This window comes from Desulfofalx alkaliphila DSM 12257 (assembly GCF_000711975.1).
Classification (GTDB): Bacteria; Bacillota; Desulfotomaculia; order Desulfotomaculales; family Desulfohalotomaculaceae; genus Desulfofalx; species Desulfofalx alkaliphila.
The window spans coordinates 293,864-307,133 of record NZ_JONT01000001.1; the positions used below are offsets into that span (position 1 = coordinate 293,864).

The following is a 13,270-nucleotide window of genomic DNA, read 5'->3' on the forward strand; positions in this document are numbered from 1 at the left end:
TATTCATTAATGAGGTGATTAGTGTTGTCACAGAAACAATTTGTGCACTTGCACCTGCACAGCGAATACAGTCTGCTGGATGGGGCAGCCCGAATTAAAAAGGTGGTTAAAACCGCCAAGGAATTGGGCATGCCTGCCTTGGCCATCACCGACCACGGGGCCATGTTTGGGGTGATTGACTTTTATAAAGAATGTCGGCGGGTCGGTATTAAACCTATCTTGGGTTGTGAGGTGTATGTGGCACCGCGGACGATGGATGACCGTACCCCTAAGATAGACGACCGCTACTATCACCTGGTTTTGTTGGCAGAAAGTCAACAGGGCTATAGAAACTTAATCAAGCTGGTTTCTTTAGGCTACACCCGTGGCTTTTATTATAAACCCCGGGTTGATAAAAAGGCTTTAAGAGAATATGCCGAGGGTATTATCGCCCTCAGTGGCTGTGTGGCCGGGGAGGTTCCCGCCTATGCCGTGGCAGGTAATCCGGAAAAGGCCAGGCAGGCGGCCTTGGAGTACCGAGACATTTTCCAAGATAACTTTTACTTGGAACTGCAGGATCATGGTTTTCCTGAACAAAGGGTGGCTAACCAAGAGTTAATTAAAATCAGTGCTGAAACCGGCATGCCGCTGGTGGCCACCAATGATGTTCACTACACGGTGCAATCCCATGCAGAAATTCAAGACATACTTATGTGCATACAAATGGGAAAAACCGTTGATCAGGTTGATCGCATGAAGTTTCAATCGGACCAGCTATATTTAAAAAGGGCCGATGAAATGGCTGCATTATTTGCCCATGTGCCCCAGGCGGTGGCTAACACCGTTAAAATTGCTGAACGATGTCAGGTTCAACTGGATTTTGGGGAAATGCACCTGCCCCATTATGAGGTGCCCGCCGGCTATACCACCGCAGGTTATTTAAAGCATCTGTGCCACCGGGGGGCTAAAAAACTTTATGCCACAGACCATGGTCGGTTACCTGTTCAGGTGGCAGAGAGGCTGGAACACGAGCTAAAGGTTATTGAAAAAATGGGCTTCTCTGCATACTTTTTAATTGTCTGGGACTTTATTAATTTTGCTAAAGAGCGCGGTATTCCGGTGGGGCCGGGGCGGGGCAGCGCTGCCGGCAGTATTGTGGCTTACTGTTTAGGAATTACTAACATTGACCCCCTAAAGTACGGCCTCTTGTTTGAGCGGTTTTTAAACCCCGAGCGCTTGTCCATGCCGGATATTGATATAGACATTTGCCAAGAACGGCGGAGTGAAGTGATAGACTATGTGGTGCAAAAGTACGGCACCGAGCGGGTGGCGCAAATTATTACCTTTGGCACCATGGCTGCCAGGGCGGCCATCAGAGATGTGGGCCGTGTGTTAAACCATCCCTATGCCGCTGTGGATAAGGTGGCAAAGCTGGTGCCCATGGAATTAAACATGACCATTGAAAAGGCCCTGGACCAATCGGCTGAGTTAAAACAGCTTTATTTGTCCGATGACGGGGTAAGGAAGATTATTGAGACTGCCTCTGTGTTGGAAGGAATGCCCCGGCACGCTTCAACCCACGCCGCAGGGGTGGTGATTTCAAAGGAAGAACTAACCGATTACCTGCCGCTGCACCGCACTTCGGATGGTTCTATCACTACACAATTTGCCATGGGCACGGTGGAAGAACTGGGTTTATTGAAGATGGACCTGCTTGGTTTACGCAACCTGACCGTCATTCAAGAAACAATAAATTTACTGGCCCAGGAAGGCATCCAATTAAATATTGATAAGATACCAATGGACGATGCGAAAACCTATGAAATGTTGGCCAAGGGTTACGGCACCGGTGTCTTTCAACTGGAATCCAGCGGTATGCGCACCATATTAAAGGAGCTAAAACCCAGTGTCTTTGAAGACTTAATTGCTCTGGTGGCCCTTTACCGGCCCGGCCCCCTGGGTAGCGGCATGGTTGATGACTTTATTAAAAACAAGCACGGTTTGGGAAAGGTTGATTACCTGCATCCCCATCTGGAACCGGTATTGAAAGAAACTTACGGAGTGATACTATATCAAGAACAGGTGATGAAAATCGCCCAAATTATGGCTGGATACACCCCGGGCCAGGCTGATTTTTTGCGCAAAGCAATGGGCAAGAAAATACCTGAAATAATGAAAATGCATCGCCGCTGGTTTATTCATGGGGCCACCACAGATGAAAAGGGCAATGCACTGCCCGCACCAATACCCGGTGCCTTGGCAAAGGGCTACCCCCGGGGGCTGGCCGAAAAGATCTTCGACTTAATGGAGTATTTTGCCGGTTACGGTTTTAATAAAAGCCATTCTGCTGCCTATGCCCTTGTGGCCTATCAAACGGCCTACCTAAAGGCCAACTATCCGGCCCACTACATGGCAGCCCTGCTAACCTCGGTGCGGGATAATACCGATAAAATATCGGCCTATATCGATGAGTGCCATCGTATGGGTATTGCAGTACAGCCTCCAAACATTAACGCCAGCGGAGAACACTTTACGGTGGAAAATAAGCAAATATTATTTGGTTTGGCTGCTGTAAAGCATGTGGGTATCGGTGCAGTGCGGCAGATAATATCAAGCCGCAGGGAAAAGGGTGCCTTTAAAAGCTACAGTGACTTTTGCCGTCGGGTTGACCCCAGATCAGTCAATAAGAGAGTGCTGGAGAATTTAATCAAGGCAGGTTGTTTTGATTCTCTGGGCTACCGCCGCGGTCAGCTGCTTGCAGTGGTGGAGCGGGGTTTAGAGCTGGCTCAACAGGCCCAAAGGGACAGGGAAAGCGGCCAGATATCATTATTTGATATGTTGGGCGAGACAAACCAGACAGAGGAGGATATAGAACTGCCCGAAGTTGGGGAATATGCCCTGGCAGATCTCCTGGCATTGGAAAAGGAAGCGCTGGGCCTCTACCTCACCGGCCATCCCCTGGAGGAATATCAAGGTGCTTTCCGGGAGCTTACCACACACCGATTGGCTGAGATTACTTCCTTGGAAGGCCAACACAGTCTTGTCTTGGGCGGGGTGGTCAGTTCAATACGCAGTATCACCACTAAAAAAGGTGACCCCATGGCCTTTGTGGAGCTGGAAGATGCCACCGGCAGCTGTGAATTGGTGGTTTTTCCCGAGCTTTACCGCCGCAGCCAAGAAATTTTACAAGCAGACCTACCCCTGATTGTTTATGGCAAAAATAACAGCACCGAAGATGAAACGAAGGTTATTGCGGAACATATTTTGCCCTTAGAAAAACTGGAGCGTACGCTGTACCTAAGACTGGAAAAACCCGACCGGCAATTGGAAAGTTTGATTTTGCAAGAAGCAAGAAAAAACCCCGGTGAGCAGCAGGTGGTAATCTATTACAGCAGTACAAAAACCACCAAAGCGCTGCCCGAAGAAAATAAAGTAAAGGTGCCGGGGCCCCTGCTTCATTGGTTTGAGGAAAAACTGGGCAAAGAAAATGTGAGAATAAAGTGGAAACCCCTTAAAAGAAAGGGCTATGGCTCAGTCCCAACAAATGATAGAATAAATGATGACATTATAAACGAAGGTTTTCGTTCGCTGCTGGACTTTTAAAGTAGGATGGCAAGGAATTATTAATACTTGTAACCCCAATAACTTTATGGTAGTATGTTTGCTAAATAAAGGAAAAAGGTGATTAAAATGATAGATAAACAACAGGCAATAACAGGAGAATATATAGTGATAAGAGCGCTGGAAAACGGTGTGACCATAATTGGTCTTACGCGGGGCAGAGATACAAAATTTCACCACACCGAAAAATTAGATAAGGACGAAATTATGATAGCACAGTTTACAGAACACACATCGGCCATAAAAATTAGAGGACAGGTTGAATTGCTGACCAAGCATGGTCGGGTACAAAACAAGGGGTGATTATTTGTGTAGTATCCAGAGTTGTTGCTCTGGATATACTTATTTTATACTATTTTGGACGGTGTTATGGGACTTTTCTTTCACTAAAAAAAGGATTGAACAATGTTATGTAGAAAAAAACAATTGACGTTTGAAGAAGTAGGGGGGGCGTCAATATTGTGGAAAGTGGTTTATATTGCACAAAATAAGGCAGAAACAGAAAGATTACAAAAAAAACTAACTGAAGAAGGTTTTCTTATTAAAGTTAAACCATTAGGTTCAAACGCTGACGGCGGGGCTAGTTCATGTGAAATATTAGTTCTTGCGTCAGAGGTAGATGAGGCAATGGAAGTGATTAATTCTTTCTAGTTTTTGCAAACTTAGGGAGAGGTGTAAAACTTGGTTTTAGAATTTTTCCGCAAGCAAAAATATGTTACGGTGAAGCCGGAAAAAGAAAAAAGAGATATTCCAGAGGGGCTGTGGGTCAAATGTACCCGCTGCAGTGAAATACTATACATTAAAGAGCTTGGTAAAAATTATAAAGTATGTCAAAAATGCAATTTTCACTTTCGGGTCAGTGCCTACGAACGTATTGATATGACCTTGGACGCAGGCAGCTTTGTGGAATATGACAGCCAATTGGTTTCCGGCAATCCCTTGCAATTTCCCGGCTACCCGGAAAAGCTGGAAAAGGCAATGCAAACAACAGGTTTAAAAGAGGCGGTGGTTACCGGGGAGGGAACCATCCATGGCTACCCTGTGGTGTTGGCGGTGATGGATGCAAATTTCATCATGGGCAGTATGGGTTCAGTTGTTGGTGAAAAAATAACCAGGGCAGTTGAGGCTGCCATAGAGAAAAAATCCCCATTAATTATTTTTTCCACATCTGGCGGCGCCCGCATGCAAGAGGGTATTCTTTCATTGATGCAAATGGCAAAGACTACGGCAGCCCTGGCAAAATTAGATGAGGCCGGGCTCTTGTATATAACCGTTCTTACCGATCCCACCACCGGTGGAGTAACTGCCAGCTTTGCCTCCCTGGGGGACATAATTATTGCCGAGCCCGGTGCCCTGATTGGATTTACCGGCCCCAGGGTCATTGAGCAGACCATCAAGCAAAAGTTACCTGAAGGCTTTCAACGGGCTGAATTTGTGCGTCAACATGGTTTTGTGGACCTGATTGTATCCCGTAATAATATGAAACAAACCTTAACAAACATCATTTCTTTACACGTTGCGGGGGGTGAGTAAAGGTGCCGGCACTGTTAGAATTTGAAAAACCCATTGTTGAGCTGGAAACTAAAATTAACGAACTAAAGGCCTTTGCAGCGGAAAAAGATATAGACTTAAGCAATGAAATTGACACGCTGGAGAAACGGGCCCGTGAATTAAAACAAAACATTTATGGCAACCTTACCCCCTGGCAAAAGGTACAGATAGCCCGTCACCCTGAACGACCCAATGCGCTGGATTATATAAAATTATTAATCACTGACTTTATTACCCTAAGCGGCGACCGCTTATATGGCGATGATCCGGCTGTGGTTGGTGGTATTGGTCGGTTTGACGGTCAACCGGTTACGGTAATAGCCCACCTAAAGGGAAAGGACACTAAACAAAACGTAGCCTGTAACTTTGGTATGGCCCACCCCGAGGGCTACCGTAAAGCCATTAGATTAATGAAACAGGCGGAAAAATTTAAACGGCCTGTTATTTGTCTTGTTGACACCCCCGGTGCATACTGTGGCATGGGGGCGGAGGAGCGGGGCCAGGGTGAGGCCATCGCCCGTTCTTTAATGGAAATGTCTACCTTAAAAATTCCTTTAATATCTGTTATTATCGGTGAAGGTGGCAGCGGCGGTGCCTTGGCCTTTAGTGTGTCAGACCGCATACTAATGCAAGAACACGCAATATTTTCCGTTAGCACCCCTGAGGCCTGTGCCAGCATTTTATGGAAGGACGGCACCAAAGCCCAGCAAGCTGCTGCGGCATTGCGACTTACCGCCCAGGACTTGTTAGATCTGGAAGTAACCGATGAAATCATTGCTGAGCCCTTGGGCGGTGCCCACCGCAATGCTGAGGAGGCGGCAAAGCTGATGGCCAAAAGTATTAGAAAACACCTGGGGCAGTTAAAAGAGATTGCAAGTGAAACTTTGGTGGATCATAGATATAAAAAATTTAGGGCCATGGGCAAAATGGGATAGGGGGTAGTGATGTGCAGAGAATAGCGCTGATGACCAGTGGCGGGGATGCACCGGGCATGAACTCCGCCGTTAGGGCTGTAGTAAGAAAGGCTATTTACCATGGAATAGAAGTGATAGGTATTAACCGGGGTTTTAGCGGTTTTATAGATGGCGACCTGTGGCCGATGAGTTTGGGCTCGGTGGCTGATATTATCCATCGGGGTGGCACCATAATGCACACAGCCCGTTCAGAGGATTTTACCACTGCTGAAGGCAGGGCCAGGGCCTACGAAAACGTAGGCCGTTTTGGCATTCAAGGCCTGGTGGTCATAGGTGGGGACGGTTCCTTTAAGGGAGCCAAGCTATTTCACCAAGAGCATAACTTACCGGTGGTAGGAGTACCGGGCACCATTGACAACGATATACCGGGCACAGACTATACCATTGGTTTTGATACCGCCTTAAATAACGTGGTGGATGCCATAAATAAAATTAGAGACACCGCCACCTCCCATGAGAGAACATTTGTCATTGAAGTGATGGGTCGTGATGCAGGATTCATTGCTTTAAATGCCGGTTTGGCAGGTGGTGCGGAATCAATAATTATTCCCGAGGTACCCTTCGATATAAAAGAAATTTGCAATAAGCTGCTGCGCGGGGTTAAAAGGGGTAAACTGCACAGTATTATTTTAGTGGCAGAGGGCGCAGCCAGTGGCTTGGAGATAGGCAAGAAAATTGAAGAGTTAACAGGGTTTGATACCAGGGTAACAATCCTCGGCCACCTGCAAAGGGGGGGGATTCCCACTGCCTTTGACCGCTTGCTGGCTGCCCGCTTGGGAGCCAAGGCAGTGGACGTGTTAATGGAGGGCAAAACCAACCGGGTGGTGGGCATACGCTCCGGTGAAATAATAGACTACCACTTAGACGATGTTTTTAACCTAGAAAAGAAAGTGGAACTGGATATGCTCGAACTGGCAAAGATACTGTCTATATAATGGGGGGTGCAGCCTTTGAGACGAACCAAAATAGTTTGTACAATTGGCCCAGCCAGTGAAGACCTGGAAACCCTAAAGAAAATGATGCTGGCCGGGATGAATGTGGCCCGCATGAATTTCTCCCATGGCAATCATGAAGATCACGGGCGCAGAATAGCTTTGGTGCGCCAGGCCGCCGAAGAATTGGGTAAAAACGTGGCCATTATGCTGGACACCAAGGGGCCTGAAATTAGGTTGGGTACCTTTGCCCAAGAACCAATACTGCTGCGCGCCGGCGACAGTTTTACCCTAACCACCGAGGAAATTGAAGGCGACAACAGCAGAGTTTCGGTTACCTATAAGGAGCTTCCCGATGATGTTTCGGTAGGCGGTAAAATACTGGTGGCCGACGGGTTAATTGAACTTGAAGTAGAGGAAATAAGCGGCCCGGAAGTCCGTTGCCGGGTGATTAACGGCGGTGAACTTAAAAGTCGCAAAGGTGTTAATTTGCCGGGCATAAGGGTTAATCTACCCTCCATTACAGACAAGGATATAGCCGACATATTGTTTGGTGCCGAGCAGGGTGTGGACTTTATTGCTGCGTCATTTATCCGTAAACCGGCAGATGTATTGGCCATTAGGGATATTTTAGAAGAATGCCAGGCCGATATACATATTATTTCTAAAATTGAAAGCCGCGAGGCTGTGGACAATATAGCTGAAATTTTGAAGGTGTCAGACGGAATTATGGTGGCCAGGGGTGACCTGGGGGTTGAAATACCGGCAGAGGACGTGCCCATGATCCAAAAGATGCTGATAGAACAGGCCAATAAGGTAGGTAAGCCTGTTATTACCGCCACCCAAATGTTAGAGTCCATGACCCACAACCCAAGACCCACAAGGGCTGAAGCATCAGATGTGGCCAACGCTATCTTAGACGGTACCGATGCCATTATGCTTTCCGGAGAAAGCGCCGCGGGCAAATACCCGGTGGAGGCAGTGGAAACCATGAACCGCATTGCATTAAGGGTGGAAAAAAGCTACCCCTACTGCGAATACTTTACCAGGTACAGTGAAATTAAAGAGAGAACGGTTACCGACGGCATCAGCAGTGCAGTGTGCGGCATCTCCAGGGATTTGGAGGCAGCTGCCATCCTCACCGCCACTGCATCGGGGCATACCGCCCGCATGATATCTAAATACCGCCCCAGATGCCCCATTATAGCTGTTACACCCCGGGCCCAGGTGATGCGCAAAATGGCTTTGGTTTGGGGTGTAGAGCCCCTAACAGTGGGGGATATAAACAGCACTGACGAAATGATATCTGCCACTGTGGAAGTGGCGCTGGCCTCGGGAATAATTAAAGCCGGCGACCTGGTGGTTATCACAGCCGGTGTTCCGGTGGGTGTCCATGGCACCACCAACCTATTAAAGGTGCACACCGTGGGCCGCATACTGGGCCAGGGCAGTGGCATAGGCCAACAGGCAGCCACAGGCTTGGCCAAGATTTGCCGCAAGGCCGACGAGGCCAAGGAAAAAATCCAATCAGGCGACATAATGGTGGCCATAGGAACAGATCGCGATTTTGTGCCTTATATGGAAAAGTGTTCCGCTGTCATTACCGAAGAAGGCGGAATTACTTCCCATGCTGCCATAGTGGGATTAAATATCGGCATACCTGTTATTGTGGGCGTTGAAGATGCCACCAGAATAATCCCCGACGGAGAAACAATCACCGTGGACGGCCAAAGGGGCTTAATATACAGTGGCACCGCCCGGGTGATGTAATATAAAAATTAACATACTTTTAACCTATTATTGATCTGGTGTTAACATGTGCCGGTTATAATGCTAAGCAGTGTACAAGGCGGGGATAAGAACTGCGTGGGGCGGTTCCGATCCTTGCCGTTTTTTATACCCGCTTTTCCCGTTCAAAAGGAAAGTGGGTTTTTACTTTTTGGGTCAACTTTGCTCCATCTGGGCAACCTAATGTGGCGGGTAGGGACTCTGGCCGCATCCAAAAGAGATTCGGAGGAAAAAGATGGAGCAGATTATAGATACCTTGCTGCATTATTTAATAAGGCTGGGTAGCTTAGGTTTGATGTTTGCTATATTTCTCGATGCCCTAGGCCTGCCTTTTCCCGGCGGGCTGATGATTGTTATGTCTGGATTTTTAATACACCGGGGAGACTTTAGCCCCATGGAGGTGGCTATTGCCATTTTTGCCGGCTACCTGCCCGGCGCCACCGCTGCCTATTTTATCGGTGATAAAATAGGGAAACCCTTCTTTGAAAAATACGGCCGCTACCTCAGGGTTACTCCCCAAAGATTTAATAAGGCACAAGGCTGGATTGAACATTCCGCCGCAGCCTTTATAATCGGCGGACGCTTTATACCCACCTTAGGCAACCTTACGCCCTACATGGCCGGAATATCAAAGGTAAAATATCATTGGTTTTTATTTTACAGTACCCTATACACCTTGCTGTGGGCCGGCTTATACATAACGGTGGGCTATATTTTTAGGGACAGTTGGCAGCAAGCCGGTGAGATGGTTACCTCCAAATCCTGGCTTGTGGCTGTGCTTTTCTTATTGATATACTTAGCCTATAGATATTATTTTAAAAGAAAGGAGCAGGTGAGGTGATTAAAGTAGTTTGCCTGGGCGACAGCATTACCCAGGGCTATCCCTACGGGCAAGAGGCATCATGGGTGCATATTTTAAATACCGCCTTTGATTTTGAAAGGGATGTAAACTTTATAAATGCCGGTATTAATGGGCACACCACCGGGGATATGTTGGCCCGCTTTGACAGCCATGTACTTGACCGCCAACCACAAGCGGTAACCATACTCGGGGGCACCAACGATGCCTGGCAGGGAATACCCCTGGTACGGACACAGGAAAACCTCACACAGATGGTGGCAAGGGCCAGAAAAAACCGTCTGCTGCCGGTGCTGGGCCTTATTACCCCCATAGTGGTTGAACAGGTTGAAGAGTACTTTCCCGGTGATGACGCCAACCGCTTTGCAGGGCATTTAACTGATATTCGCAACTGGATAAAAAAGTTTGCCCTAGACCAAAAAATACCCCTCTTGGATTTCTTTACACCCCTGTGTATTGAGAATACCGATCAGGGCAACCCCAAATATTTTGCTGACGGCGGCCATCCAAACAAAGAGGGCTATGGCCTCTTGGCCAAGAGCATTTATGAAGATTTAAAAGCAGTGGTAGAGAGAATAAAAGTACAGTATTAAGGCAGCCGGAGCATTAATAAAAGCCCAGTCTAATAATCTAAAGCATTTACCCCAGGCAAAGGACGGCTGCCCACCATTACAGTTTTTCCAGATATTTCTAAGGTTTAAAAAAATAAATAGCGGGCAATATAATAGCAGGGTCTGCAATGGCTGAGCCCAGACTGCCGCAGGGTTTTAATGAGCTCTGTGTGTGGTCGGCCGAAGGTCGGTATTGGGTCTAAGTCGGCTCAGTGCTGGCCGGAGGGAAGATCGTCAAGGGTGCCGGTAGGCTTTGCAGCGGTCTGAACGATTGCTGCAGGGTCACAAGGTATGCTTGTCGGTCGAGCTAAGACGATCATGGGTTCCGAGTAGTTTTGGTGTTGGTGCCAGGCTCCGCTTAGGTTTGTCATAGTCGAGAGATTATGGCAGGCTTATCAGGTATCCATGATGGTCGAGCGAAGGTCATTATGGGTTGTGAAATGGTCTATGGCAGTCGAAAGATTGTCATGGGCTATGTAATGATTCATAATGGCTGTAGCGAAGGTCATTGTAGGCTCTGCAACAAACCCCCATTCTTAACAGGAATGGGGGTTTGTTTTTATTCATATTTAACTAACATTCCATCCTTCAACCTATATATGCAATCAGTGACAGGATAGGGGTTGTTAATATATTCAGAGCGGCCCAGCATTTGAATTCTTTTATAAAGGGGTTCATTACGGCGCCCAAAAATCATTACCAGGTCACGGTTAGGAATCATAACTAACACCTCTTCCCCCAACAAGTCTTCAATACCGCTAAACTTTTTCAACAGCAATAGCACCCTGGTAGAATCATAAGAGTCCAAGTAATTATAACCCACTATACCGCGCTTTTTATCCAGCAGCAGAAGTGGTTTATCTAAATCCCTGTGGAAGTTTGCCCTTGACAATTCATCCAGCCGGTTTAGGTCCATTTTTAAAGCGGCTAAGGTAGGCCGATCTATAAAAAAGAAGCGCAGGCCCTGATCAAATACATAAACCATATGAACTTCCTTTGTCAATGGCTGGGATACCAAACTATTGTCCAGATCCTGTTTACCCACCACCAAGGGGTAAATACTCTCTAAATTGGCTGCTATGTCGGCAGCGCTGACCCCTCGTCCCCTGTTCAGGTCATCAATAAAGGGCTGCAGTACACCCGTTAAGTATTCCTGCCTTGCTTTAATGGGACATTTCAAGTAATGGCTATAGAAGTTGCCCAAGTACAGCTCCAACCAGTATTCGCCATGCTGCATCCGCAAGGTAAAATTCCCTATATCCGCCAAAGTAACGTCCGGCAAATTTCTTTTCACCGCTTCTTCTACCTGTTGTTTAAATTCATCACGACTTATATCCATATTACACCTCATAAAACCAATTAAATAATAATATGCACAAAACCGGCAAAGGTTTATTAATTTGCCGGCAAGAAGTATAATCCTTACTAAGGGGTGATTATATATGATTGATAAACAAGAGATTGTTCGCCTGGTGCTTGATAAAAGATATGATATTTTAACACATTTTGCCGGTAAAAACAGCAAAAAGGTCATTAGATATTTAGTCCGTCTAACCTACCACAGGGACGAATTGCTGCGTTGGCAGGCCATAGAGGCCTTGGGCTATGTGGCCGGTGCAGTTGCCGATAGGGATCCGGATTTCATTCGAGACCTTATTCGGCGGTTTTTATGGTCTATGAATGATGAGTCCGGTGGCAACAGTTGGGGTGCCCCGGAGGCAATTGCAGAAATTATTTGCCGACGGCCGGACCTATTTGCTGATTTAGGACCAATGATGTTATCGGCCTGCCTGGAAGAAGAATTTTTCCAACTGGGTTTGCTGTGGGCCGCAGGTAGGGTTGCCGGTAAGGTGGAGTATGCAAAACAGATGGTACCACATATTAAAGATGCCCTGGCCAGCCCCCACCCTAAGGTAAGGGGCCATGCAATCTGGGCCTTAGGGGAGATTAAAGAGGGTATTGAAGCGGAACAATTAACCCCCATGCTCAAAGACAATGAACTGTTTAAGATCTACATGGACGGTCAATTGCAGGAAAAAACCGTTGCGGAAATTGCCAAGGAGACAATGGAAAAGCTTAGTTGAGCTGACTATATTTACAGCTAACCCTGCCCTTCTGAATGCATTATAATAGTACGTGATTGAATATAGGACAAAATGTCAGAAGGGGAAGGATTATGACGAACAGAGTTAAGGTTATCGCTGCTGCAGCTTTTGCTATCATGCTCCTTGCTGTATTAACGGTGGGGTTTGATAGAATCGGCGCTAACACTGCTCACAATGACAGCCCAAATAACGAGGAACAGATGCAAGTTGATACTGATGAGTTAACTAACCAAGAGGAAAAGAAAGAAGAAGAAAATCAAGCTGACACCCCGGTTGATGAAGAAGAAACCCAGGTGGCTCAAGCATCCCCTGCCAACAATAACCAAAACCAGGCAGTACAACAGCCCAACAGAAGGCCAAATAATGATGCCATCCGTGGGACAAGCCGTACAGATGAAGTATATTGGCTGGCTAGGATTATCCACGCCGAAGCTGAAGGGGAATCATATACAGGCAAGGTGGCGGTGGGTAACGTGGTGGTAAATAGGGTAAACAATCCCAGGTTTCCCAACACCATTTACGGGGTAATATTTGATGTGCAAGAAGGCTACACCCAGTTTTCGCCGGTGCTGGACGGTCGCATTTACAATACACCTAACAGTGAAAGCATCAGGGCGGCAGAGGCAGCATTGAACGGGGAACGTCCGGTGGGCTCGGCACTATATTTCTTAAATCCCAAAAAGGCAGAAAACTTCTGGATACCTAAAAACAGAAAATATATGATGACCGTCGGCGGTCACGATTTTTATTATTAAATCCACTAACCCCCAATGGGGGTTTTGTTTTTTAATATGTACATAACAAGTTAACAGCAGGGGGCAGCTTCAAGGCTGCCCCACAAATATTATAT

General features: G+C 47.0%; 12 protein-coding genes. 11 read left to right on the forward strand and 1 reads right to left on the reverse strand.

Annotated elements, in window-relative coordinates; all coding sequences use genetic code 11:
• Positions 1 to 21 precede the first annotated feature (21 nt).
• The 9 genes from BR02_RS0101505 (at position 22) to BR02_RS0101545 (ending at position 10,297) form a co-directional block, all read left to right on the forward strand.
• Positions 22 to 3,582, forward strand: coding sequence for a DNA polymerase III subunit alpha (locus tag BR02_RS0101505; protein ID WP_084170882.1), 3,561 nt, complete (start codon positions 22 to 24; stop codon positions 3,580 to 3,582).
• A gap of 87 nt (positions 3,583 to 3,669) precedes the next feature.
• Positions 3,670 to 3,903 (forward strand): trp RNA-binding attenuation protein MtrB, encoded by a 234-nt coding sequence (gene mtrB, locus BR02_RS0101510; RefSeq protein WP_031513523.1) that lies wholly within the window; start codon positions 3,670 to 3,672, stop codon positions 3,901 to 3,903.
• Positions 3,904 to 4,068: 165 nt separating this feature from the next.
• Complete coding sequence (locus BR02_RS0101515; RefSeq protein WP_337999108.1) at positions 4,069 to 4,251, forward strand: glutamate decarboxylase; 183 nt, start codon at positions 4,069 to 4,071, stop codon at positions 4,249 to 4,251.
• A gap of 30 nt (positions 4,252 to 4,281) precedes the next feature.
• The gene (accD, locus tag BR02_RS0101520; RefSeq protein ID WP_031513528.1) at positions 4,282 to 5,133 is read left to right on the forward strand and encodes an acetyl-CoA carboxylase, carboxyltransferase subunit beta; all 852 of its coding nucleotides are present in this window, start codon (positions 4,282 to 4,284) and stop codon (positions 5,131 to 5,133) included.
• Positions 5,134 to 5,135: 2 nt separating this feature from the next.
• Positions 5,136 to 6,086, forward strand: coding sequence for an acetyl-CoA carboxylase carboxyltransferase subunit alpha (locus BR02_RS0101525; protein ID WP_031513530.1), 951 nt, complete (start codon positions 5,136 to 5,138; stop codon positions 6,084 to 6,086).
• Positions 6,087 to 6,097: 11 nt separating this feature from the next.
• A complete protein-coding gene (gene pfkA / locus BR02_RS0101530; RefSeq protein ID WP_031513532.1) occupies positions 6,098 to 7,060 on the forward strand; it encodes a 6-phosphofructokinase in 963 nt (320 codons plus the stop codon).
• A gap of 15 nt (positions 7,061 to 7,075) precedes the next feature.
• Positions 7,076 to 8,827, forward strand: coding sequence for a pyruvate kinase (gene pyk, locus BR02_RS0101535; RefSeq protein ID WP_031513534.1), 1,752 nt, complete (start codon positions 7,076 to 7,078; stop codon positions 8,825 to 8,827).
• Between the two features lie 253 nt (positions 8,828 to 9,080).
• Entirely contained in the window at positions 9,081 to 9,686 is a 606-nt protein-coding gene (locus tag BR02_RS0101540; RefSeq protein WP_051688058.1) for a DedA family protein, read from the forward strand.
• Positions 9,683 to 10,297 (forward strand): SGNH/GDSL hydrolase family protein, encoded by a 615-nt coding sequence (locus tag BR02_RS0101545; RefSeq protein ID WP_051688059.1) that lies wholly within the window; start codon positions 9,683 to 9,685, stop codon positions 10,295 to 10,297. The genes BR02_RS0101540 and BR02_RS0101545 overlap by 4 nt, the downstream gene beginning before the upstream one ends.
• A gap of 577 nt (positions 10,298 to 10,874) precedes the next feature.
• Here BR02_RS0101545 and BR02_RS0101550 read toward each other — a convergent pair.
• A complete protein-coding gene (locus tag BR02_RS0101550; protein ID WP_169738551.1) occupies positions 10,875 to 11,666 on the reverse strand; it encodes a DUF1444 family protein in 792 nt (263 codons plus the stop codon).
• A 91-nt stretch (positions 11,667 to 11,757) separates the two neighbouring features.
• Between BR02_RS0101550 and BR02_RS0101555 the strand changes: the two genes are divergently transcribed.
• Both BR02_RS0101555 and BR02_RS14645 read left to right on the forward strand, forming a co-directional pair.
• Positions 11,758 to 12,399: a DVU0298 family protein gene (locus BR02_RS0101555; RefSeq protein ID WP_031513542.1), complete on the forward strand. Its 642-nt coding sequence runs from the start codon at positions 11,758 to 11,760 to the stop codon at positions 12,397 to 12,399.
• A 92-nt stretch (positions 12,400 to 12,491) separates the two neighbouring features.
• A complete protein-coding gene (locus BR02_RS14645) occupies positions 12,492 to 13,175 on the forward strand; it encodes a cell wall hydrolase (RefSeq protein WP_051688061.1) in 684 nt (227 codons plus the stop codon).
• The last annotated feature ends 95 nt before the right edge of the window (positions 13,176 to 13,270 follow it).